The sequence below is a fragment of the Streptococcus oralis genome, from assembly GCF_022749195.1.
Classification (GTDB): Bacteria; Bacillota; Bacilli; order Lactobacillales; family Streptococcaceae; genus Streptococcus; species Streptococcus oralis_CI.
On record NZ_CP094226.1, the window covers coordinates 1326360 to 1348476 of the forward strand.

General features: G+C 42.5%; 25 protein-coding genes and 3 riboswitches. Of the genes, 7 read left to right on the forward strand and 18 right to left on the reverse strand.

The genetic code is table 11. The features are described 5' to 3' along the window. The first annotated feature begins 22 nt into the window (after window positions 1-22). Window positions 23-121: riboswitch (TPP riboswitch) on the forward strand. Between the two features lie 83 nt (window positions 122-204). Then, complete coding sequence (thiD, locus tag MP387_RS06480) at window positions 205-996, forward strand: bifunctional hydroxymethylpyrimidine kinase/phosphomethylpyrimidine kinase (RefSeq protein ID WP_242745826.1); 792 nt, start codon at window positions 205-207, stop codon at window positions 994-996. Between the two features lie 47 nt (window positions 997-1043). Here thiD and thiE read toward each other — a convergent pair whose 3' ends face one another. The 9 genes from thiE to lctO all read right to left on the reverse strand — a co-directional run bounded on the left by thiE (window position 1044) and on the right by lctO (window position 8927). Next, on the reverse strand, window positions 1044-1676 hold the full coding sequence (thiE, locus tag MP387_RS06485; RefSeq protein WP_242745827.1) for a thiamine phosphate synthase: 633 nt from the start codon (window positions 1674-1676) through the stop codon (window positions 1044-1046). Continuing rightward, window positions 1669-2472 (reverse strand): hydroxyethylthiazole kinase, encoded by an 804-nt coding sequence (gene thiM / locus MP387_RS06490; protein ID WP_242745828.1) that lies wholly within the window; start codon window positions 2470-2472, stop codon window positions 1669-1671. The genes thiE and thiM overlap by 8 nt, the downstream gene beginning before the upstream one ends. Further along, window positions 2472-2996 carry an energy coupling factor transporter S component ThiW gene (gene thiW, locus MP387_RS06495; protein WP_242745829.1) on the reverse strand — a complete coding sequence of 175 codons (525 nt, stop codon included), beginning with the start codon at window positions 2994-2996 and terminating at the stop codon, window positions 2472-2474. Before thiW ends, thiM begins: the two co-directional genes overlap by 1 nt. A 3-nt stretch (window positions 2997-2999) precedes the next feature. Next, on the reverse strand, window positions 3000-3692 hold the full coding sequence (gene tenA / locus MP387_RS06500; RefSeq protein WP_242745830.1) for a thiaminase II: 693 nt from the start codon (window positions 3690-3692) through the stop codon (window positions 3000-3002). A gap of 10 nt (window positions 3693-3702) precedes the next feature. Then, window positions 3703-4353 carry an energy-coupling factor transporter transmembrane component T gene (locus MP387_RS06505; protein ID WP_242745831.1) on the reverse strand — a complete coding sequence of 217 codons (651 nt, stop codon included), beginning with the start codon at window positions 4351-4353 and terminating at the stop codon, window positions 3703-3705. A gap of 1 nt (window position 4354) precedes the next feature. Then, the gene (locus MP387_RS06510; RefSeq protein WP_242745832.1) at window positions 4355-5740 is read right to left on the reverse strand and encodes an ATP-binding cassette domain-containing protein; all 1386 of its coding nucleotides are present in this window, start codon (window positions 5738-5740) and stop codon (window positions 4355-4357) included. Then, complete coding sequence (locus MP387_RS06515) at window positions 5741-6301, reverse strand: ECF transporter S component (protein WP_038805710.1); 561 nt, start codon at window positions 6299-6301, stop codon at window positions 5741-5743. A gap of 153 nt (window positions 6302-6454) precedes the next feature. Next, a riboswitch (TPP riboswitch) is annotated at window positions 6455-6543 on the reverse strand. 123 nt (window positions 6544-6666) lie between these two features. Continuing rightward, on the reverse strand, window positions 6667-7335 hold the full coding sequence (locus MP387_RS06520) for a TenA family protein (protein ID WP_242745833.1): 669 nt from the start codon (window positions 7333-7335) through the stop codon (window positions 6667-6669). Between the two features lie 218 nt (window positions 7336-7553). After that, window positions 7554-7642: riboswitch (TPP riboswitch) on the reverse strand. Between the two features lie 148 nt (window positions 7643-7790). Beyond that, entirely contained in the window at window positions 7791-8927 is a 1137-nt protein-coding gene (gene lctO, locus MP387_RS06525) for an L-lactate oxidase (protein ID WP_084877879.1), read from the reverse strand. Window positions 8928-9136: 209 nt separating this feature from the next. Between lctO and MP387_RS06530 the strand changes: the two genes are divergently transcribed. Genes MP387_RS06530 through MP387_RS06545 form a run of 4 tightly spaced genes read left to right on the forward strand, consistent with a single transcriptional unit; the run spans window position 9137 to window position 12091 of the window. Next, window positions 9137-9817: an amino acid ABC transporter permease gene (locus MP387_RS06530; RefSeq protein ID WP_000384102.1), complete on the forward strand. Its 681-nt coding sequence runs from the start codon at window positions 9137-9139 to the stop codon at window positions 9815-9817. Continuing rightward, complete coding sequence (locus tag MP387_RS06535; protein ID WP_242745834.1) at window positions 9777-10454, forward strand: amino acid ABC transporter permease; 678 nt, start codon at window positions 9777-9779, stop codon at window positions 10452-10454. The genes MP387_RS06530 and MP387_RS06535 overlap by 41 nt, the downstream gene beginning before the upstream one ends. Further along, entirely contained in the window at window positions 10455-11213 is a 759-nt protein-coding gene (locus MP387_RS06540; RefSeq protein ID WP_242745835.1) for an amino acid ABC transporter ATP-binding protein, read from the forward strand. A gap of 11 nt (window positions 11214-11224) precedes the next feature. Further along, entirely contained in the window at window positions 11225-12091 is an 867-nt protein-coding gene (locus MP387_RS06545; protein WP_242745836.1) for a cysteine ABC transporter substrate-binding protein, read from the forward strand. A gap of 62 nt (window positions 12092-12153) precedes the next feature. Here the strand turns inward: MP387_RS06545 and pyrE are convergent, their stop codons facing one another. The 7 genes from pyrE to typA form a co-directional block, all read right to left on the reverse strand. Beyond that, on the reverse strand, window positions 12154-12786 hold the full coding sequence (gene pyrE, locus MP387_RS06550) for an orotate phosphoribosyltransferase (protein ID WP_000170888.1): 633 nt from the start codon (window positions 12784-12786) through the stop codon (window positions 12154-12156). Window positions 12787-12825: 39 nt separating this feature from the next. Then, a complete protein-coding gene (pyrF, locus tag MP387_RS06555) occupies window positions 12826-13521 on the reverse strand; it encodes an orotidine-5'-phosphate decarboxylase (RefSeq protein WP_242745837.1) in 696 nt (231 codons plus the stop codon). A gap of 228 nt (window positions 13522-13749) precedes the next feature. Next, on the reverse strand, window positions 13750-14913 hold the full coding sequence (locus MP387_RS06560) for a cell division protein FtsQ/DivIB (RefSeq protein ID WP_242745838.1): 1164 nt from the start codon (window positions 14911-14913) through the stop codon (window positions 13750-13752). Window positions 14914-14922: 9 nt separating this feature from the next. Next, entirely contained in the window at window positions 14923-15981 is a 1059-nt protein-coding gene (locus MP387_RS06565; protein WP_242745839.1) for a UDP-N-acetylglucosamine--N-acetylmuramyl-(pentapeptide) pyrophosphoryl-undecaprenol N-acetylglucosamine transferase, read from the reverse strand. A gap of 1 nt (window position 15982) precedes the next feature. Further along, on the reverse strand, window positions 15983-17335 hold the full coding sequence (murD, locus tag MP387_RS06570) for a UDP-N-acetylmuramoyl-L-alanine--D-glutamate ligase (RefSeq protein WP_242745840.1): 1353 nt from the start codon (window positions 17333-17335) through the stop codon (window positions 15983-15985). A gap of 117 nt (window positions 17336-17452) precedes the next feature. Continuing rightward, window positions 17453-17707 (reverse strand): DUF3165 family protein, encoded by a 255-nt coding sequence (locus MP387_RS06575; RefSeq protein WP_000262665.1) that lies wholly within the window; start codon window positions 17705-17707, stop codon window positions 17453-17455. A gap of 19 nt (window positions 17708-17726) precedes the next feature. Next, on the reverse strand, window positions 17727-19568 hold the full coding sequence (gene typA, locus MP387_RS06580) for a translational GTPase TypA (RefSeq protein ID WP_000164111.1): 1842 nt from the start codon (window positions 19566-19568) through the stop codon (window positions 17727-17729). Window positions 19569-19726: 158 nt separating this feature from the next. On the opposite strand from typA, the gene MP387_RS06585 reads away from it, so the two are divergent. Beyond that, entirely contained in the window at window positions 19727-20452 is a 726-nt protein-coding gene (locus tag MP387_RS06585; protein WP_242745841.1) for a 16S rRNA pseudouridine(516) synthase, read from the forward strand. Between the two features lie 33 nt (window positions 20453-20485). On the opposite strand, the gene MP387_RS06590 is transcribed toward MP387_RS06585, so the two are convergent. After that, window positions 20486-20869: a rhodanese-like domain-containing protein gene (locus MP387_RS06590; RefSeq protein WP_242745842.1), complete on the reverse strand. Its 384-nt coding sequence runs from the start codon at window positions 20867-20869 to the stop codon at window positions 20486-20488. Further along, window positions 20866-21099, reverse strand: coding sequence for a YqgQ family protein (locus MP387_RS06595; RefSeq protein WP_044135604.1), 234 nt, complete (start codon window positions 21097-21099; stop codon window positions 20866-20868). Before MP387_RS06595 ends, MP387_RS06590 begins: the two co-directional genes overlap by 4 nt. 102 nt (window positions 21100-21201) lie before the next feature. Between MP387_RS06595 and MP387_RS06600 the strand changes: the two genes are divergently transcribed. Continuing rightward, entirely contained in the window at window positions 21202-22110 is a 909-nt protein-coding gene (locus tag MP387_RS06600) for a LysR family transcriptional regulator (RefSeq protein WP_001222578.1), read from the forward strand. The last annotated feature ends 7 nt before the right edge of the window (window positions 22111-22117 follow it).

Consider the following 22117-nt stretch of genomic DNA (forward strand, 5'->3'; position numbering starts at 1 on the left):
TGCTATACTGAAGAAAAAAGAAAACAACCACTAGGGGTGCGTAAAGCTGAGATTAACGACTGTTAGATCCCTTTGACTCAATCTAGGTAATGCTAGCTGATGGAAGTGGAAATGATAATGAGGACTACTTGTCTTCTATTGCTTTCCTCAAACAGACTAGCTTGTTCTTAAGAATGCAAACTTCAGTTGGTTGGGAGGTTTTAGATGACTTATTTACCCGTTGCTCTAACTATTGCAGGGACTGACCCTAGTGGCGGTGCTGGCATTATGGCTGATTTGAAGTCATTCCAAGCTAGAGATGTCTATGGAATGGCCGTTGTGACCAGTCTTGTCGCTCAAAATACCAGAGGCGTTCAATTAATCGAGCACGTCTCCAACCAAATGCTGGAAGCTCAATTGGAAAGCGTCTTTTCGGATATCAAGCCTCAGGCTGTAAAAACTGGGATGTTGGCAACTACTGAAATCATGGAGATCATCCAATCCTATCTTAAAAAGCTGGACTGTCCCTATGTGCTGGACCCTGTTATGGTCGCTACAAGCGGGGATACCCTGATAGATACTAGTGCGAGAATCTTCCTAAAAACAAACCTGCTTCCCCTTGCGACTATTATTACACCCAATCTTCCTGAGGCAGAAGAAATTGTTGGTTTCTCAATTCATAATCCAGAAGACATGCAACGTGCCGGTCGCCTGATTTTAAAAGAATTTGGTCCTCAGTCTGTGGTAATCAAAGGTGGCCATCTCGAAGGCAGTGCCAAGGATTTCCTCTTTACTAAGGAGGAGCAATTTGTCTGGGAAAGTCCTAGAATTCAAACCTGTCACACCCATGGTACTGGATGTACTTTTGCTGCAGTGATTACGGCTGAACTAGCCAAGGGAAAGACCCTTTATCAGGCAGTTGATAAGGCCAAGGCCTTTATCACAAAAGCCATCCAAGACGCCCCTCAACTCGGTCATGGTTCTGGTCCAGTCAACCATACAAGCTTTAAAGATTAAGAAAAAACTCTCTAGTTCCCACTATAAGGGAATTAGAGAGTTTTTGATTAGGAAATAATGTCATCTAGCTTTGTTAAAAAAGCTTGCGTTTTTGCTTCTATATCTTCTGCCTGCATCAAATCACGGACAACGGCTACCCCTGCTATACCAGTTTCAGCAAGTTGGTCAATATTCTCTGACGTCAATCCTCCGATAGCAACTACTGGAATGGCGACCGTTTGGCAAATGGTTTTCAAGGTTGAAATCAGGGTGATAGGTGCATTTTCTTTGGTAATTGTCGGGAAAATAGCTCCTGTCCCCAAGTAATCTGCACCCGATGTTTCTGCTTCAAGAGCTCTTTTTACTGTTTTAGCAGTGACACCGAGGATTTTTTCAGGACCCAATACTTGGCGGGCTACCGAAACTGGTAGTTCATCGTCACCAATATGCAAACCTGCAGCATCAACCGCGAGACAGACATCCAAACGATCATCGATAATCAAGGGTACCTGATAGGCGTCTGTTATTTCCTTGACTTGTTTTGCCAGTTGATAATATTGATTGGTTGTGAGATTTTTTTCTCGTAGTTGGATGATGGTAACACCTGAACGGCAGGCTGTCTCCACTTTTTCAAGAAAGCTTTCCAAGGAATCTTGGTAGCGATTGGTTACTAGATACAGTCTAAGTGCTTCTCTATTCATAAACATCTCCTTTGATGGCTTCTAGCCAATTTTCATCTCTTTTTAGGAGAGAGAGTTGGTTGAGAACTTGGTAACGAAAATCTTCCAATCCCATTCCTTGAACAAGTATTCTCTCAGCAGCGATATTGAGATAAGAAACTGCTAGGCAAGAAGCTTCAAATGCAGTCTTTCCTTGGCTGAGAAAAACGGATGTCAAGGCTCCAACTAAGTCTCCTGTCCCTGTTATCCAGTCTAATTCTGCACAGCCATTTCCCAATATTGCAACCTGATTCTCCGAAACAATGAGGTCCTTGGGTCCAGTGACTAAAAATGACATACCAGGATAAAGCTGACACCAGTCTTTCAAGACTTGGAGCAAATCCTCAGTTTCTTGATCTTTAGCACTAGCATCGACCCCAACTCCGTGGTGCTTTAAACCAACAAGACTCCGTATTTCCGACATATTTCCTTTAAGGACTGTGGGCTTGTATTCTAAAAGTTCTCTGACTAGATTCTTACGAATGGATGATGCTGCTAGGCCAACCGCATCTACTACCATTGGTAGAGAAGCTTGATTTGCATAAGAAGCTGCCATACGGATTGCTTTTTCCTTCTCAGCTGACAAATGCCCCAGATTGATAAAGAGAGCTTGGCTTTGTTTGGTAAAATCAAGAACCTCACGGGGATCATCTGCCATGACAGGTTTAGATCCCAGAGCCAAAATGCCATTGGCCAGCATCTCACAGGAAATCTCATTGGTGATGCAGTGAATTAAGGAGCTGGAGGTTAGAGGAAAGGGATTTGTAAATTCCTGCATCAGTCTATCCTTTCTCCAAAGAAATATACCTGCACTTTTTTAAAGAATTCCTGCTTGATTAAAAATCGAAAGGCAAGAAAAGCTATGGCTGTACCGATCAAGGTCGCTCCGAAAAATCTCGGAGTATAGATAAACCAACTAAGCTTCGCCGCAGATCCTGTAAAGAGAACCATGACAGGATAGGAAACAATGGAACCGATTATGCCCGTTCCCAAGATTTCTCCTAGGGCAGAATAGTGAAATTTTCGACCGTACTTATAAAAGAGACCTGCTAGAAGGGCTCCAAAAGTAGCTCCTGTGAGGGCCAAGGGCGGAATGCCTTGAGTAGACATACGGATAAAGGCTGTAACAGTAGCCATGACCAAGGCATAAATAGGCCCCATCAATATTCCTGCAAGAATGTTGACTACACTGGACATTGGTGCCATTCCTTCAATTCGAAAAATGGGTGTAAGAACTACGTCAAGGGCAATCATCATGGATAAAATGGTTAATTTGTGAACTTGAAGTTGGTGGTTTCTCATTTTCTATTTCTTCTCTTTTTCTAAGGACTGCAAATCACTCGTCCATGTTTGGTTTTGGTAAGCCATCTCCCAAAACTTGGCTTCCATGTGGACACTGATGTGGAAGGCATCTAACATTTTTTTCTTGTCCGTCTCATTGCTTTCTCGATAAAGTTGATTGACCAGCGCTTCTTCCTCTTTAATCTGCTGTTCTAACTCATCGGTGGTATAGGTTTCAATCCACTGTTGATAAAGAGGATTCGGTGATGGTTTGCGATTAAGCGCCTTGCCCAAATCATGGTATAACCAAGGACATGGGAGCAAACTAGCAAAAGCAATGCACAAGTTTGGTTCTGAAAATTGCCGATAAATATGAGAAATGTAATGATAACAGGTTGGAGCGATTGGTTGCTCCTCCATTTCCTGGTCGCTGATTCCTAATTCCTTGAAAAATTGTTGGCGGATAAACAACTCACCCTCCACTAGACTCTGAGCATTTTGTTTCAAGAGTCTTTTCATCTCCTCGTTTGAAGTCTTATCAGCCAAGAGGTGATAGGCTTCTGAAAAAGACTTCAGATAGTAGGCATCCTGAATCAGGTAATAGCGGAAAATAGAAGGTTCTAAATTTCCCTCTTGTAACTGTAAAACAAAGGGATGGTTAAAGGAAGCCTGCCAAGCTTCCCTGGATAATTCCATCGCAATATCTGTAAATTCCATCATAACTCCTTTATAGAAATAAACTGCTTTGAAGCAATAAAAAGAACAGCAGGTAGATTAATTTTGTTTTTTTAGAAATATAAAAATTCCGATAGCGATTCTCCAACTGCGCATGTTCGTCATATCCATGTGCAGACAAAGCTCTCAGGTAAAGATGGCGCCACCTAAAAACCGTCATCAGAACCTTGCTGTAAATCAAGGGCGACCAAACATGCAATTTTTGACCACGCAATAAGCAAGCTTCCTTGAGGGACTTGATTTCTTGTTGAATGAGGGGAAAGGCATTGAATACCACAATTAAGGCATATGCCCAAGAACGCGAGAACCCCTTTTGAGCCAAGTACAATAAAAGCTCTTTTAAGGAAATACTAGAAACAAAGACAAGACCAATACAAACCGTCACAAAAGCCCTCGTCCCAAGTATCACTGCCTGCGAAGCATCCCCATGTAACTGTACTGCCCAGTAGTTGGCAAAAGATGGTAAGATAGCGAGTACGAGCATCCAAGCCAACATCTTAAATCGACGGTGGTAGAGCATGAAGAGAATGCAAAATGCGACTACTGAAAGATTAAGAGCAATCGAAGGAAGGAAAGATGTTTCCAAGGATAAAATCAGCAAGAAAAGACTAATAATCGGTGTCTGAGTTGCTACTTTGATCATACTACCTCACCTCCCCTTGAGTATTCCTACTCAGAAAACTGAGAGGTTTGCTGATGGTCACTTCTTGAAGGTGGCTGAGACCTTCATTAGTCATCTCAATCCAATAATCGACCACAGAAATCAAGGGATCTAAACGATGGCTAATGATCAAAAAACTTCTTCCTTGATTGCTCTCCTCCAGAATCCACTGGCAAAAATAATGACAAGCTCTATCATCCAAACCAGCAAATGGTTCATCTAGCAAAATCACAGAAGCCTTGCTGGTTAAGATGGTCAATAGCTGAAGAATCTTTTGCTGACCACCACTTAATTGATAGGGACTCTTATCGAGTGCCTGCTCCAGATCAAAATATCGTAATGCTTGGAGAATCCGCTGATTTCTTTCAGAGTCTGAGCTATCTAATTGCAGTTCCTCTCTCAGACTGACTCGGATAAACTGCTTCTCAGCTTCCTGAACAACACCCGTCAAGTCACGATACAGGCTCTTTTTCTTTTTCAGGACTTTCTCCTTCCAAGTAATGCGCCCTTTATACTTTTGAAATTGAAGAATGGAGCGAAAGAGGGTTGATTTCCCGACACCATTGTCACCTAGGATACAGGAAATTCCTTGGTAAAACGTGAAATTAGCAATCGAAAAGAGGGGACGATTACCCAGCTCACAAGTCACACGATCCATATGGAATAGTTCTAGCCTAGAGGTAACTTCCTTTGAAGCAACCTGTGTCATCTCAGAGGTAGGGATTTGAAACACTTCCCTCAGTTGCCCGTCTCTTAGCTCCACCATATGGTCAATGTAGGCTCCATAGTCTGATAAATCATGGTCACACAGGATGACTGTCTTCCCATTAGAGGCCAATTCCTTTAGAATCTCTAGGATCTCTATCCTACTTTTGCGGTCAATAGAAGCAAAGAGCTCATCCAAGAGATAGACCCTAGGATTCATGGCAAATAGAACAGCCAGCGCAGCCTTTTGCTTTTCCCCACCTGATAAGTGATGGATGGGACGGTGCAAGATTGCCTCGCAGCGACATTGCTGGACCACCTCGGCTATTTTAGAATCAATCTCCTGAACGGGATGGCCGATATTCTCCAAAGTAAAAATCAGCTCCTCAAACAAGTTCTCCATGGTAAATTGATGATTGGGATTTTGAAAGAGAATGCCAACCGTCTGGACACGTTCGACGATTGAAAGCTGACTGACCTGGTTTCCATCTATCAGGACTTGACCACTATAGGGTAAGGAAGTGACCTGGGCAATGATTTGAAAAAGGCTGGATTTTCCTGAACCACTGCTCCCAACTAACAAGGTAAAAGCTTGCGCATGAAAAGTAAAATCAATCGGTTCCGAAAAGATTGGTGACTGAATCCCCCGTAGTTCCAGCCCCATCTATGCCTTGCCTCCAGCTGCAAACTGATGGTAGAGTTTGACAATGGCACGAACCAAGATGGTACAGAAGAAAAAGACGGAAATAAAACGCACCACCAGCAAGGAAAGTACAAAAGGAAGGGAGAAGGCATAGTAACCTAATTTAATGTATTCATAGACAAAGCTAACAAGCGTAATCCCAATACTATTGGCAGTTAGAGAGAGCCAACTTTCATAGCGATTCTTGGTTACGAGAAAACCAAATTCACTTCCCAAGCCTTGAACCAAGCCAGACAATAGGGCGCCTAGGCCGAATTGGCTACCATAAAGAACTTCAGCAAGCGCAGCGAGCACTTCTCCAATCGTCGCACTTCCGACTCTTGGAACAAAGATGGCCGCAATGGGCGCAGCCATACACCAGAGACCAAAGAGGATTTCATTGGCAAAGGCCTGTAAACCAAGAGGGGCCAAGATTAGGGTGAGAATATCAAACAGATAGCCCGAACCCACAAAAACGCCACCAAAAAAGATAGACAAGAAAGCAAGTAAGATAACATCTTTTAACTGCCATTTTTTCAACATAAAAAACTCCTTTTTTAAAGAAAAGTGGGGCATTCAAGGAGAGCTACCAAAAGGCTTGCCGTCTATCCTCTTTTGATAAACAAAAAAACTCCAATTACAAACGAGAATTAGAGTTTACCTTACAAGATTAGACAGTTCTTTTCGACATACGAAAAAAACCTTTTCACATTTCCCTTCGCCAGTATTAACTGTATCAGGTTCAATGGGTATCATCTCAGCCTAAAGCACCCCAAATGTCTTTATTATTTTATTACTGGACCAGTATAACAGAATTTGAAAGCCCTAGCAAGATATTTGACTGGAAAATATATTTATATAGTTTTTCTGTTCATTCTTTTAATCTACATAAAAGTATTGAATCTGTCCTATAATTCATAACCAATATCAAAAAAGGCTAATTCTAAAGCGACTGCTTGATTCCAGCGTTCCTGAAGTTCTGTCAAATCTTCTCTATCTTTCCCGACACGATTGAGTTCGTCAACCAGAAATTGAACCCACTCTGTAAAGAAAGGACCTCTGTGGAGATTGATCCATTCTACATGAATACAGGCTTCAGGTAGAGCCAAATCTTTAGAACCCCAGTCTAAATAGAGACCCTCTGCAATGACCAGCATGACCAAAAGATGAGCATAGTCTGATGAAGCCACAGCAGAATACATTAGCTCCTGAAAGGCTTTTGTTACAGGGTGCAAGGGCACTTCTAGATAGTCATTCTCTGCTACTTTTAACTCTTTGAAAGCCTTTTGAAAATAACCATCTTCATCTGCTTCAAGAAAGCCTAGTTGCTTGGCAAAACGAAGTTTGGATTCAAGCTGGTCTGCGTGAGCTACACAGGCACCCAGCATGGATAAGAAGGCATCAAAGAAATGATAATCTTGAATCAGGTAGTCTTTTAAGACCTTATTCTCAATTGTCCCCGCAAAAAGTTCCTTAACAAAACGATGATTGATTGCAGCCTGCCAATCCTTCTGACTGCTTTTTAATAATTCTCCAACAGTCAAACCTGGCTGAAATGCATAGTCTTGTGTTTCCATATTTATTTTTCCTTTCTTTACTCCTTAGTAATCAATAAAATATCAAGAGATACCAAGCAAAATCGTTATTCCACTTGATACTTTTAAAGAACATCGAGGGCATTTGCAGAGAGCTACCTAAACAAGCCTATCCAGTTTGTATAAACAAAAAAACTCCAATTACAAACGAGAATTAGAGTTTACCTTACAAGATTAGACAGTTCTTTTCGACATACGAAAAAAACCTTTTCACATTTCCCTTCGCCAGTATTAACTGTATCAGGTTCAATGGGTATCATCTCAGCCTAAAGCACCCCAAATGTCTTTATTATTTTATTACTGGACCAGTATAACAGAATTTGAAAGCCCTAGCAAGATATTTGACTGAAAAATATATTTATATAGTTTCTAATAACGATTTAATCTTTCTATACACGAAGAAAAACCTCCACATAAGGTGGAGGCCTTCTACTTTATCAATACAATTTCAAATCACGAGGATCGACTGGGAAGGTTGGATTGTATGGGTTATGACGGAGTTTGAAGTGTTTGACATCCTCAATAGTCTGAGTTCCAGATAACTGCATGACTGTCTTCAATTCTGCATTCAAGTGCTCAAAGACTTGACGCACACCAACACTACCACCGAGAGCCAAACCATAGATCACAGGGCGACCAATAGCTACCAAGTCTGCTCCTGAAGCCAAGGCTTTAAAGACGTGTTGACCGCGACGAACACCAGAGTCAAAGACAATTGGCACACGTTTATCAACTGCTTCTGCTACTTCTTGAAGTGAGTCAAAGGCAGCTGGTCCACCGTCGATTTGGCGGCCACCGTGGTTGGTTACCCAGATACCAGAAGCACCTGCGGCAAGAGAGCGTTCAACGTCCTCACGGCATTGTGGTCCCTTGACATACACAGGAAGTCCTGAGTATTCAGCGATAAATTCGACATCACGTGGAGACAAGCGTTGTTTAGCTGATTTGTAAACAAAGTCCATTGATTTTCCAGCACCTTCTGGCAGGTATTCCTCAACAATCGGCATGCCAACTGGGAAGACAAAACCATTGCGCTTATCAACCTCACGATTCCCTCCTACAGTTGCATCTGCCGTCAAGACAATCGCTTTGTAGCCTTCAGCCTTAACACGGTCCATGATATGGCGGTTAATGCCGTCATCCTTACTAAAGTAAAATTGGAACCAATGAGGTGTTCCTTGAAGAGCTTCCGTAATTTCTGGAAGGTCAACAGTAGAGTAGGAACTAGTTGTATAGAGAGAACCAAATTCATGCACACCACGCGCAGTAGCCACTTCACCTTGTTCATTTGCTAATTTATGAGCCGCAACAGGCGCCATAATAATTGGTGAAGATAATTTTTCACCTGCAAATTCAATCTCTGTACTTGGATTTTCAACATCACAAAGCGTATGAGGAACGATGAGTTTGTGGTTAAAGGCACGGATGTTCTCACGTAATGTGAAAGTATCCTCTGCTCCACTAGCGATATAACCAAAGGCAGCTTTAGGAATTACTTGTTGCGCCATTGGCTCCAAATCATAAGTGTTAATAAAATCTACAGGTCCTTCTGCATTGCTTGTTTTATATGACATAAAGCGTCCTCCTTATTAAGTAAGCGTTTACTTTGTCTTACATAAACTATCTTACCTCTTTTTCAGAATCCTTTCAAAAATTTTGTCTGGAAATTTCAAATCACCGACATGATAAATTTTTTCTATCATTGTGATAAAAAATTCATATTATCCAAACATGCCCTTTAGTGCTACAATAGCTATATTATTCCTAGATGGGAGGTTCTATTTTGGATTGGTCCATTGTTGAACAATATTTACCACTCTATCAAAAGGCATTTTTTCTGACCCTACATATCGCAGTTTGGGGAATTTTGGGTTCTTTTCTTGTTGGTCTAATCGTTAGTGTCATTCGGCATTATCGCGTTCCTATCTTTTCACAGTTAGCAACAGCCTACATCGAATTGTCACGCAACACGCCCCTTTTGATTCAGCTCTTCTTCCTCTATTTCGGGCTTCCCCGAATAGGGATTGTTCTTTCTTCAGAAGTCTGTGCAACAGTTGGGCTCATCTTTTTAGGTGGCTCCTACATGGCTGAATCTTTCAGAAGCGGACTGGAAGCAGTCAGTCAAACCCAGCACGAGATTGGTCTAGCCATTGGTCTAACACCTGTACAGGTCTTTCGCTATGTGGTTCTTCCGCAAGCGACTGCGGTAGCCCTACCGTCCTTTAGTGCCAATGTCATTTTCCTCATCAAAGAAACCTCTGTCTTCTCTGCAGTAGCCTTAGCCGATCTCATGTACGTCGCCAAGGACTTGATTGGACTCTATTATGAGACAGATATTGCACTGGCCATGTTGGTAGTTGCTTACCTGATTATGCTTCTGCCCATCTCTCTAGTCTTTAGCTGGATAGAAAGGAGGCTCCGCCATGCAGGATTCGGGAATGCAAGTACTCTTTCAGGGAAATAATCTCCTGCGAATTCTACAGGGATTGGGTGTCACGATTGGAATTTCCATTCTCTCTGTCCTTCTATCAATGGTTTTTGGAACAGTCATGGGAATCATCATGACCTCCCATTCTAGAGTTATTCGTTTTTTAACACGCTTTTATCTGGAATTTATCCGTATCATGCCCCAGCTGGTACTACTTTTCATCGTATATTTCGGCTTGGCTCGAAACTTTAATATCAATATCTCAGGTGAGACTTCAGCTATTATTGTTTTCACTCTCTGGGGAACAGCTGAAATGGGGGACTTGGTACGTGGAGCTATCACTTCCCTTCCTAAGCATCAGTTTGAAAGTGGACAGGCGCTAGGTTTGACCAATGTTCAACTTTATTACCACATTATCATCCCACAGGTTTTGAGAAGATTGCTGCCACAAGCCATCAACCTTGTCACTCGGATGATTAAAACCACTTCCTTGGTTGTCTTGATTGGGGTTGTTGAAGTAACCAAGGTTGGACAACAAATCATCGATAGCAATCGCCTGACCATCCCAACCGCTTCCTTTTGGATTTATGGAACCATTCTAGTCTTGTATTTCGCAGTCTGCTTCCCTATTTCCAAACTATCCACTCACTTAGAAAAACATTGGAGGAGCTAAATGTCTGAAACTATCTTAGAAATCAAGGAACTAAAAAAATCCTTCGGAGACAATCCCATCCTCCAAGGACTTTCTCTAGATATCAAAAAAGGGGAAGTTGTCGTCATTCTAGGACCCTCTGGTTGTGGGAAAAGTACTCTACTTCGTTGCCTCAATGGCTTAGAAAGTATTCAAGGTGGAGATATTCTTCTGGACGGTCAGTCTATCGTTGCAAATAAAAAAGATTTTCACCTAGTTCGCCAAAAGATTGGCATGGTCTTTCAAAGTTATGAACTCTTTCCCCATCTGGATGTCCTACAAAACCTCATCCTAGGTCCTATCAAGGCTCAAGGGAGAGACAAGAAGGAAGTAACTAAAGAAGCTTTGCAACTGCTGGAGCGTGTCGGTTTGCTAGATAAAAAACATAGCTTTGCGCGTCAATTATCTGGTGGACAGAAACAACGAGTGGCGATTGTCCGTGCCCTGCTCATGCATCCAGAAATTATCCTCTTTGACGAAGTGACGGCTTCACTGGATCCAGAAATGGTGCGTGAAGTTCTGGAACTCATCAATGACTTGGCTCAAGAAGGGCGCACCATGATTCTGGTAACCCACGAAATGCAGTTTGCCCAAGCTATTGCAGATCGGATAATCTTTCTCGACCAAGGGAAAATCGCTGAAGAAGGAACGGCTCAGGAATTCTTCACTAATCCACAAACCAAACGAGCACAGGAATTTTTAAACGTCTTTGACTTTAGCCAGTTCGGCTCATATCTATAAAGGAGATTTTTATGAAACTACTCAAACCAATTCTAACTGTTTTTGCCCTAGCCTTTGCGCTTATCTTTGTCACAGCTTGTAGCTCAAGTGGAAGCTCTGATGCTTCATCAGGAAAAACAACCGCCAAGGCCCGCACTATCGACGAAATCAAAAAAAGCGGTGAGCTTCGAATCGCGGTATTTGGTGACAAAAAACCATTTGGTTATGTTGACAACGACGGTTCCTACCAAGGCTACGATATCGAATTGGGTAACCAATTAGCTCAAGACTTGGGAGTAAAGGTTAAATACGTCTCTGTTGATGCTGCCAACCGCGCTGAATACTTGATTTCAAACAAGGTGGATATCACCCTTGCCAACTTCACAGTTACTGACGAACGAAAGAAACAAGTTGATTTTGCCCTTCCTTACATGAAAGTTTCCCTCGGTGTCGTGTCACCAAAAGATAAAGTCATCAAAGACGTTAAAGAATTAGAAGGCAAAACCTTGATTGTTACAAAGGGGACGACTGCTGAAACTTATTTTGAGAAAAATCACCCAGAAGTAAAACTCCAAAAATACGACCAATATAGCGACGCCTACCAAGCCCTTCTTGACGGACGTGGAGATGCCTTCTCTACTGACAATACGGAAGTCCTAGCTTGGGCACTTGAAAACAAAGGATATGAAGTCGGAATTTCTTCCCTCGGAGATCCAGATACTATTGCGCCAGCAGTCCAAAAAGGTAACCAAGAACTACTCGACTACATCAACCAAGAAATTGAAAAACTTGGTAAAGAAAACTTCTTCCACAAAGCTTATGAAAAAACACTTCACCCAACCTACGGTGACGCTGCTAAGGCAGATGATCTAGTTGTTGAAGGTGGAAAAGTAGACTAACATCTAACAAACATAACAAAAAGAAATCAGGTAATCCTAGTGACTACCTGATTTTCTATGTTTTAGGCATTTTGCCAATTTTCTTGGTCTTCTTTAAAGCGTTTTAGGAGGTCGAGTCCTTCTGGTGTGATGTAACCTTCTTCTTGGGCTAGGTGAATCAGTTCACTGTAGTTTGAAAGAGTCACCAATTTCACACCAGCATCCGCAAAATTCTTATCGGCTTTTGGCAATTGATAACTGAAAATCGCTACAACTCCAAGCACATCGGCTCCTTCGCGTTTAGCAGCTGCTACGGCTTCAAGAACAGACCCACCCGTTGAAATGAGGTCTTCAACAACAACCATCTTTTGCCCCTGAGCTACGCGACCTTCGATTTGATTACCAGCTCCGTGGTCTTTTGGTTTGCTGCGGATGTAGGCAAAAGGCAAGTTCATCTTGTCAGCGATGATAGCTCCGTGTGGAATCCCTGCTGTCGCTGTTCCTGCAATCACTTCTACTTCTGGAAATTCTGCTTTAATAGCTTCCACAAAACCATTTTCAATCAAGCTACGAGTTTCTGGATAGGCAAGCGTCACACGGTTGTCAGTATAAATCGGCGATTTGATACCAGATGCCCAAGTGAAAGGCTCCTCTGGTTTGAGGTAAACGGCTTGAATTTTCAAGAGGTGGCTAGCGATATCTTTAGCAAGTGTCATAGTATTCTCCTTTTGTTTTTATAATCTATTTCTTTAATTTTAGTCTTGGTTCCATTCATCCTTGATAGCATGATAAGCTGCAACAGGATCCTCAGCTTGGGTAATGGGACGTCCTACTACGATATAGTCACTACCGATTTGATAAGCATCCGCTGGCGTCATGACGCGTTTTTGGTCTCCAACCGCAGCTCCCGCTGGACGAATACCTGGTGTCAGACAGATAAAATCTGGATTAGTGGCCTGCTTGATGAGTTGCACTTCCTGAGCTGAACAAACCACACCGTCTAAACCTGCTTCAGCTGTCTTCTTGGCATAGTGAATCACAGACTCTTGCAGGCTGCTTTGGATATTTTGAAAATCCTGCATCTGGCTTTCCGACGTTGATGTCAGCTGGGTCACAGCGATCAATTTGGCTTGTGTCCCCAGACCTTCACGCGCAGCCTTCATCATCTCCACACCACCAGCAGCATGAACATTTGTCATGTCTACACCAAGCTGAGATAAGACCTTCATAGCCGATTTAACTGTATTGGGAATGTCATGTAGCTTGAGATCCAAAAAGACACTATGCCCCAGTGATTTCAAATAACGGACAATTTCCGGACCTTCCGCATAATAAAGCTCCATCCCTACTTTTAGATAAAGACTTTCTTCTGCTGGGAAAAGAGATAAAAATTTCTTGACCGCCTCAAAACTAGGAAAATCAAGAGCAATAACTGGACGATGTTCACGCATACCTTTCTCCTTTTACCTTTGTAAGCTAGAGAGCATGAAAAAAGGAACCTGCCAACAGCAAGGTTCCACGAAAAATGGGTAGTCTCCACCCTTTCACCGTCTAACCTTAGCTGCCTCTCTGGACTGCTTTAAAGGTTTTTTTCTATTCTATTATTTATAGTAGGACTTGTCAAGCAAAAACTCGAAACTAGACTTCTATACCATTCAAAATCAAGAGGAAAAGTTAGTCTAACGACTCTGTGATTGCTGGCTCGTTTGGCTTTGATTTCCTTGTTCTTCTTGTTTTTTCTTTTCTTCTTCCTGTTTTTTCTTCTCGGCTTCCTTAGCCTCTTGTTTGGCTTTTTCCTCAGCTTCTTCTATCAATTTATCCGCTATAGTATAGCTGTATACTCCAGCTTCCATATCGACTACACTCGGTTCTGATAATTGTGGCTTGATTTTGCTGTAATAAGGCAATTTCTTGCTCAATTCTGATAGGGGAACCAAAACCTCATCTGTATCCAGCATGGTAATTTTTAAAAGATCTGCTGTTGCCTTGCTTGGCGCTAATTCGATTTTCTGGATTTGACTCTTGATATCCTCACTGATAGTAGACAATCCCGTTATCAGTTCTTTAACCTGCTGCTCATCGTTAAAGGTAACTGTCAGATAAGTCTCAGGCAAGTTTAAGCGATCAACAGGAGTTGACTCTACTGTACCACTAGACAGAATAGGATAATGTTCTTCACCAGACACATAATAACCGACAATATCGAATTCCTTGACCTCAATCGTAAAGTTAGTCGGAAATTGATAATTAATCTTCGCTGATTCTATCCAATGATTGGACCTGATTCGCTCAGCGTATGTTTCCTTATCCAACAATAGGGCTAAAGTATAGTCACTATCTTGAATCCCAGAAGCCTGTTTGATGTCATCAGCCTGCGTATTACTATTTCCCTTAACCTCGATATTTTTGATGGTCGAAAGCGGAGTCAACAGATAGACTGAAAGAAGGAGGATAAGGAAACTGGGTACCAAGATACTCACAGCTCTCCATATATGAACAGGAGCAATTTTCGGCTTGGCAGGTTTCTCTGCTTTCTCTGGTTTTTCTTTTTTCTTCTTCTCTTTTTCCTCTTTGACTTTAGGGGCATCCTTTTGAGATTTTTCTTCTTTTTCGGATGGTTTCTTGCTTATACTTGAGACTTCCTCGTCTGACTCACTCGATGATTTCTTGGATTCCTCCAATAGTTTCGAGTTGGCTTCCTTACGAGCTTGTTTTTCCTTTTCCTTCTCTTCAGCTAGAGCAACTTCTTCCTCAGCCTTCTTCTTCAGGTATTCCTGGTTTCGTTTCTGCCATTCAGACAATTCTTGCTTCTGGTTTGATTCTTTTTTCTTATCCTTTGACATTGATATTCCTTATGCTAGGTCTTTTCTTAGTAGATCGTAAAAATCTGCAAGAGATTTCAATTCAGTCGAAGCTTTCATGCTAGCTTGGTATTGGTCCTTGTGACTAAGCAAGTGACTGAGTTTCGCCTCCAAGCTTTCCAAGGTCAAGTCACTTTCTTGAAGTTCTTCTGCATAGCCTTTCTTAACAAAGTAGGCAGCATTTTCAATCTGGTCTCCTCGACTTGCTTCACGACCCAATGGTACGATGAGATGGAGTTTCGCCATGGCCAAGAGCTCGAAAATCGTATTGGCACCGCCACGCGTCACTACCACATCTGCCATCTCAATCATGGGTTGATAGAGATCTGTCACATAATCAACACGAAAGAGATTTTGACTCAACTCATTGAGGCTGGAATCTCCAGTGAGGTTGATAATATTGTAGCGTTCGGTCAGTTCTTGCTTATGATCTGTCACCAATTGGTTAAATACACGAGCTCCTGCAGAACCTCCGACAAATAATACGGTTGGCAATTTAGGATCAAAGTGGGTTTGGATATCCACCAATTCATCTGGCTCTGAAGTTTTTTGGTCTGTTACCTTGGTCACTGCCCCCACATGCTCGACTTTTGCAAGACCAGCAGGCTGCTCAAATGTTGAATACATCTTGGTCGCAAATTTATAGGCAATTTTATTGGCTAAGCCCATAGACAGATCCGATTCGTGAATAAAGACAGGCACTCCTGACACACGTGCTGCGATAACCGGCGGGACAGAGACAAATCCCCCCTTAGAAAAAAGAGCCTGTGGACGCAGTCGTAACATGATAAAGAGGGATTGGACAATTCCCCAACCAACTTTGAAGACATCCAGCATATTTTGCCAAGAAAAATAGCGACGCAACTTCCCAGTCGCAATAGAATGGAAAGTAACATCCAAACCTGACTTGAGGATTTCTTGGTGTTCGATTCCGTGTTTATCACCAATATAGTGAACTTCCCAGCCGTCTTCGATGAACTTGGGCATTAACAAAAGGTTGAGGGTGACATGTCCAACCGTCCCCCCACCTGTAAAGACAATTTTTTTCATATTATTCCTTTAACTCCGCTACTGTGTCGATAAAGAGGTCGCCACGTACTTCAAAGTTAGCATACATATCCCAGCTAGCATTGGCAGGACTGAGGAGAACCACATCTCCTTGAGTCGCTAGCTCATAAGCCTTGCGGGTCGCATCAGCAATATCTGTCGCATCTACATAAGTCACACCAGCCTTCTCTGCTGCCCGTTTGACACGTTCTGCAGACTGACCGAGGATGACCATCTTCTTGAGCCCAGTAATATCTGGAACCAATTCGTCAAACTCATTCCCACGGTCCAAACCACCTGCAATTAAGATGACCTTGCTGTTGTCAAATCCTGATAAGGCTTTTTGAGTTGCCAAAATATTAGTTGATTTACTGTCGTTATAAAATTTGACACCCTTAATCTCATCCACAAATTGGAGACGGTGTTTCACACCACCAAAGGCTGAAAGAGTTTCCTTGATGATTTGGTTATCCACACCACGTAGCTTGGCTACTGCAATGGTCGCAAGGGCATTTTCTACATTGTGGCTACCTGGAACACCGATTTCACTCGCTGCCATGACCACTTCCCCACGGAAGTAGAGTTGACCATCTTCCAGATAAGCTCCATCAACCTTCTCAAGTGTTGAAAATGGAACAACAGTGGCTTGTGTTTTGGTAGCCAATTCTTTTGCCAAGTCTTGGTTAAAGTTCAAAACAAGAAAATCAGCTGCTGTCATTTTGTTCTGAACATTCCACTTAGCTGCCACATACTCCTCAAAAGAACCATGATAGTCGATATGAGTTGGCATGAGGTTGGTAATAACCGCAATCTCAGGATGGAATTCTTGAACACCCATCAGTTGGAAAGAAGAAAGTTCCATGACAAGCGTGTCCTTGTCTGTCGCAGTTTGAGCCACTTGACTAGCAGGAAAGCCGATGTTCCCTGACAAGAGACCACGTTGACCAGCAGCAGTCAAAACTTCCCCAATCATCGTCGTTGTGGTCGTTTTTCCATTTGAGCCAGTAATACCAATAATCGGTGCTTCTGAGATCAAGTAGGCCAATTCCACCTCAGTCAAGACTGGAATCCCCTTTGCTAATGCTTTTTCAATCATGGGATTGCTATACGGGATACCTGGATTTTTCACCATCAGAGCAAAGTCTTCATCCAAGAGCTCCAAAGGATGCCCACCAGTGACAACCTTGATTCCCTCTTCTAGCAAACTTTGCGCAGCTGGATTGTCCTCAAAAGGCTTGCCGTCATTTACTGTCACAATAGCACCCAGCTTGTCCAGCAAACGAGCCGCAGACTCACCAGATTTAGCCAAACCTAAAACAAGGACTTTCTTATTTTTAAATTGATCGATTACTTTCATGTCTCAAACTCCATTTCTACTCCTACTATTTTACCATTTTTATGGAAATAATACTAAACGAAAATGCTCTAGCCTTCATTCTAGCATAGAAAAAGAGAGCCATAGCTCTCTTTCTATTTATCTTCTTTTGCTCTTTTTTACAGACATGAGCGTAATGTCTCTCAAGCTAAAGTAGGCTAGAGCCAGCATGGCGATTGTGACAAAGAATTCTGTCGGTAATTGGAAGATTTGCAAGATGGACAACATCAGCAAAATCAAGAGAGCAACAACTACAAAGACCAAGATAACGATGTTGACTGTTCCTTTGATACTTTGGGGTGTCGCAAATACATAGAGTAGTAATAAGAGTATCCCTATGATTAAATAGACCATCTTTATCTCTTTCTAGCTCTTATTCAGCTGATTTTTTCTTTTTGTTGGCTTTCTCGCGCTCTGCCTTGTTGAGGATTTGCTTACGCAAACGGATTGACTCAGGTGTTACTTCCATGTACTCATCGTCATTCAAGAACTCGAGTGACTCTTCAAGTGTCAAGATACGAGGTGTCTTGATAACCGCTGTTTGGTCCTTGGTTGCAGAACGAACGTTGGTCATTTGTTTGGCCTTAGTGATGTTAACTGTCAAGTCGTTTTCACGAGAGTTTTCACCGATGATCATTCCTTCGTAAACCTCAGTACCTGGGTTGACAAAGATGGTTCCACGTTCTTCGATAGACATGATTGAGTATGTTGTTGCCTTACCAGCATCGATGGAAACAAGGGCACCACGGTGACGTCCCCCAATTTCACCTGGAATCAATGGCAAGTATTGGTCAAAGGTATGGTTCATGATACCGTAACCACGTGTCATTGACAAGAACTCAGTTGAGTATCCAATCAAACCACGCGCTGGAACAAGGAAGACCAAACGAGTTTGACCATTACCAGTTGAAATCATATCCAACATTTCACCCTTACGTTCAGAAAGACTTTGGATAACAGAACCTTGGTATTCTTCTGGAGTATCGATTTGCACACGTTCAAATGGCTCACATTTAACGCCATCGATTTCTTTTACAATAACCTCTGGACGAGATACTTGAAGTTCATAACCCTCACGGCGCATGGTTTCAATCAGGATTGACAAGTGCAATTCTCCACGTCCTGAAACGGTCCATTTATCTGGGGAATCAGTTGGGTCAACACGAAGGGAAACGTCTGTTTGCAATTCTGCTTGCAAGCGTTCTTCTACCTTACGAGAAGTCACCCATTTACCTTCTTTACCAGCAAATGGTGAGTTGTTGACCAAGAAAGTCATTTGAAGAGTTGGCTCATCGATGTGTAGGATTGGAAGTGCTTCAACTGCGTCTGTCGGAGTGATGGTTTCACCGACAAAGATATCTTCCATACCTGATACGGCAATCAAGTCACCCGCTTTAGCTTCTTGGATTTCACGACGTTCCAAACCAAAGAAACCGAAGAGTTTTGTGACACGGAAGTTCTTCGTTGTACCATCTAGTTTAGAAAGGGTAACTTGGTCCCCAACCTTAACAGTACCACGGAAGACACGACCGATACCGATACGACCAACGAAGTCATTGTAGTCCAAAAGTGACACTTGGAACTGCAAAGGCTCATCTGAGTTATCTACTGGAGCTGGGATATGGTCGATAATCGTGTCAAAGATTGGCGCCATCGTAGCTTCTTGGTCAGCTGGATCATCTGACAATGAAGATGTTCCGTTGATAGCTGAAGCATACACCACTGGGAAGTCAAGCTGGTCGTCATCTGCACCAAGCTCAATGAAGAGCTCCAATACTTCGTCTACTACTTCTGCTGGACGAGCTGATGGTTTGTCGATTTTGTTAACAACCACGATTGGGACAAGATCTTGTTCCAAGGCTTTTTTCAATACGAAACGAGTTTGTGGCATTGTTCCTTCGTAGGCATCTACGACCAAGACAACACCATCAACCATTTTCATGATACGCTCAACTTCTCCACCGAAGTCCGCGTGTCCTGGTGTGTCCATAATATTGATACGAGTTCCGTTGTATGCAACGGCTGTATTTTTCGCAAGGATAGTGATTCCACGCTCTTTTTCGATATCGTTTGAGTCCATAGCGCGCTCTGCCAATTCAGTACGTGCATCAAGCGTTTCTGATTGTTTCAATAATTCGTCAACGAGGGTTGTTTTTCCGTGGTCAACGTGGGCGATAATCGCAATGTTACGGATATCTTCTCTTAATTTTGTCATGATTTCCTCTAATATTTAAATTTTTATTTCTAACTGAACAATTATACCACAGTCTCATTCAAAAATCACAGTTCAGCTAAGTGTAAATGTTTTCACTCTGCTTTTCTAGTCAAGGCAACTCTTTTCAAAGTCAGAGACTTATGATAAGATAAGCTGGTATGCGTTTAGATAGATTATTAGCCCAAGAAAAGGTCAGTCGCAAGGCTATGAAACAGGCTCTATTAAGAAAAGAAATCCTAGTGGACAATTGTCCAGCTCGCTCACTCGCTCAAAATGTCGACACTGGGTTGCAGAAATTAGTCTTTCAAGGACGACAAATCCAAAGCTACGAGCACACCTACCTCCTGCTTCATAAGCCAAACGGAGTCGTTACAGCGAGCAAGGATAAGAAACTTCCAACCGTCATGGACCTCCTTCCACCTGACATCCAGTCTGACCAGCTCTATGCTATCGGCAGACTAGACCGCGATACGACGGGACTGCTGCTTTTGACAGACAATGGACCTCTTGGTTTTCAACTCCTCCATCCCCAGTACCATGTCGATAAATCCTATCAAGTGGTAGTAAACGGACTGCTCACGTCAGACCATATCCAAAAATTCAAAGATGGGATTGTCTTTTTAGATGGGACTACTTGTAAACCTGCTCAGCTCGAAATTCTGTCCTCAAGCCCAACAGAGAGCCGGGCCTCCATCACTATCTCTGAGGGCAAGTTTCATCAGGTTAAGAAGATGTTTCTCTCAGTTGGTGTCAAGGTGACCTCTCTCAAACGCACCCATTTTGGACCTTGGAACTTGGATAATAATCTTCAAGAAGGAGACTATCGTCCCCTAAACTCAGAAGAGTTGGCAAGCATTCGTGACTTTCTCAGAAAAAGTGGTTAAAAAATGAGCTCAGAAACATCTAAGCTCGTTTTCTTATTTCTCAACTTTGACCTTCCCGTTCCAAGAATCCAACCCATAAGAAAGGATATAAATCTCAGAGAAACCTTGTTTTTTCAAATAAAGTGCTGCATTGGTCACTCGTTGTCCACGTTGATTTTCGTAGAGAAGGACAGGTTTATCCTTGCGAAGGGCTGCAAGGCTTGACTTCAACTGATTTGAAGGAATATTGCGAGCTCCGAGGATATGTTTTCTGTGAAATTCTGCTGGTTCACGGACATCAATCAATTGCCCTTTCCGAATCAAGGCTTCAAATTCTGCATTGTCCACAATCTTAGCCGCACGACGAATACGAAGGTAGTTATACCCCATCCATGCCGCCATCGCCAATACGATTCCCCAAACAATCCAAATTGTCATAAGTTCTTATCTCCATTTTTCTCTATGTAGTCTAATTCTATCTTGTGCTCTCTACGAAGAACAGCTTCCGCCTCTAGATAGTCTAGCTTGTCCATCAGACCTGCATCATAAATCCGAGAGAGTTCGAGCTTCATCAGTTCAATATCATACAAGCGCTTCCCCATGTAAACAATAATGCCAAACTGTTTGAGAAATTGCTGCACATCATAGAATGTTTTCATAGCTTCCATTTTAGCAGATTCCAGACTTTTTTTCAATACAGGACCAGCTCTTTCCCCCTATTTTCTTCGTCTTCATTGCCCATTCTTCCGCAAGTATGGTACAATAAAAACATGAGAATTCAACAACTACACTATATTATCAAAATCGTCGAAACTGGCTCTATGAATGAGGCAGCCAAGCAACTCTTTATCACCCAACCCAGTCTCTCTAATGCCGTTCGAGACTTGGAAAATGAAATGGGCATTGAAATCTTTATCCGCAATCCCAAGGGCATTACCTTAACCCGTGATGGGATGGAGTTTCTCTCCTATGCCCGTCAAGTTGTCGAGCAAACTCAGCTTCTGGAGGAACGTTATAAAAATCCTATCGCCCACCGCGAACTTTTCAGCGTTTCCTCTCAGCACTATGCCTTTGTAGTCAATGCCTTTGTCTCTCTGCTCAAGAAAAGTGATATGGAGAAATACGAGCTCTTCCTTCGTGAAACTCGGACTTGGGAGATTATCGATGACGTCAAGAACTTCCGTAGCGAGGTCGGTGTCCTCTTTTTAAACAGCTACAATCGTGATGTTTTAACAAAAATGCTGGATGACAATCACCTGCTAGCCCACCACCTCTTCACAGCCCAACCCCATATCTTTGTCAGCAAGACCAACCCTCTAGCTAAAAAAGACAAGGTCAAATTGGCTGATTTGGAAGACTTCCCTTATCTGAGTTATGACCAGGGGACGCACAACTCCTTCTACTTTTCAGAGGAGATTCTTTCCCAAGAGCACCACAAAAAATCCATCGTAGTCAGTGACCGTGCCACCCTCTTTAATCTTTTGATTGGTTTGGATGGTTACACCATTGCAACAGGGATTTTGAACAGCAACCTCAACGGAGACAATATCGTTTCCATTCCGCTGGACATTGACGACCCGATTGAACTGGTCTATATCCAGCATGAAAAAACCAGCCTGTCTAAGATGGGCGAACGCTTTATCGAATACTTACTAGAAGAAGTTCAATTCGATAATTAATAGGAAA

Coding starts and splice junctions, on each gene's coding strand:
- pyrF (WP_242745837.1), bottom strand. CDS start 13,521: ATGCGTGAACATCGTCCAGTTATTGCTCTTGATTTTCCTAGTTTTGAG.
- pyrE (WP_000170888.1), bottom strand. CDS start 12,786: ATGACACTTGCTAAAGATATCGCTAGCCACCTCTTGAAAATTCAAGCC.
- MP387_RS06515 (WP_038805710.1), bottom strand. CDS start 6,301: ATGTTGAAAAAATGGCAGTTAAAAGATGTTATCTTACTTGCTTTCTTG.
- thiE (WP_242745827.1), bottom strand. CDS start 1,676: ATGAATAGAGAAGCACTTAGACTGTATCTAGTAACCAATCGCTACCAA.
- MP387_RS06520 (WP_242745833.1), bottom strand. CDS start 7,335: ATGGAAACACAAGACTATGCATTTCAGCCAGGTTTGACTGTTGGAGAA.
- MP387_RS06585 (WP_242745841.1), top strand. CDS start 19,727: ATGCGTTTAGATAGATTATTAGCCCAAGAAAAGGTCAGTCGCAAGGCT.
- MP387_RS06545 (WP_242745836.1), top strand. CDS start 11,225: ATGAAACTACTCAAACCAATTCTAACTGTTTTTGCCCTAGCCTTTGCG.
- lctO (WP_084877879.1), bottom strand. CDS start 8,927: ATGTCATATAAAACAAGCAATGCAGAAGGACCTGTAGATTTTATTAAC.
- MP387_RS06575 (WP_000262665.1), bottom strand. CDS start 17,707: ATGGTCTATTTAATCATAGGGATACTCTTATTACTACTCTATGTATTT.
- MP387_RS06565 (WP_242745839.1), bottom strand. CDS start 15,981: ATGAAAAAAATTGTCTTTACAGGTGGGGGGACGGTTGGACATGTCACC.
- thiD (WP_242745826.1), top strand. CDS start 205: ATGACTTATTTACCCGTTGCTCTAACTATTGCAGGGACTGACCCTAGT.
- MP387_RS06540 (WP_242745835.1), top strand. CDS start 10,455: ATGTCTGAAACTATCTTAGAAATCAAGGAACTAAAAAAATCCTTCGGA.
- typA (WP_000164111.1), bottom strand. CDS start 19,568: ATGACAAAATTAAGAGAAGATATCCGTAACATTGCGATTATCGCCCAC.
- MP387_RS06510 (WP_242745832.1), bottom strand. CDS start 5,740: ATGGGGCTGGAACTACGGGGGATTCAGTCACCAATCTTTTCGGAACCG.
- tenA (WP_242745830.1), bottom strand. CDS start 3,692: ATGGAATTTACAGATATTGCGATGGAATTATCCAGGGAAGCTTGGCAG.
- thiM (WP_242745828.1), bottom strand. CDS start 2,472: ATGCAGGAATTTACAAATCCCTTTCCTCTAACCTCCAGCTCCTTAATT.
- MP387_RS06600 (WP_001222578.1), top strand. CDS start 21,202: ATGAGAATTCAACAACTACACTATATTATCAAAATCGTCGAAACTGGC.
- MP387_RS06560 (WP_242745838.1), bottom strand. CDS start 14,913: ATGTCAAAGGATAAGAAAAAAGAATCAAACCAGAAGCAAGAATTGTCT.
- MP387_RS06595 (WP_044135604.1), bottom strand. CDS start 21,099: ATGGAAGCTATGAAAACATTCTATGATGTGCAGCAATTTCTCAAACAG.
- MP387_RS06590 (WP_242745842.1), bottom strand. CDS start 20,869: ATGACAATTTGGATTGTTTGGGGAATCGTATTGGCGATGGCGGCATGG.
- MP387_RS06535 (WP_242745834.1), top strand. CDS start 9,777: ATGCAGGATTCGGGAATGCAAGTACTCTTTCAGGGAAATAATCTCCTG.
- MP387_RS06505 (WP_242745831.1), bottom strand. CDS start 4,353: ATGATCAAAGTAGCAACTCAGACACCGATTATTAGTCTTTTCTTGCTG.
- murD (WP_242745840.1), bottom strand. CDS start 17,335: ATGAAAGTAATCGATCAATTTAAAAATAAGAAAGTCCTTGTTTTAGGT.
- thiW (WP_242745829.1), bottom strand. CDS start 2,996: ATGAGAAACCACCAACTTCAAGTTCACAAATTAACCATTTTATCCATG.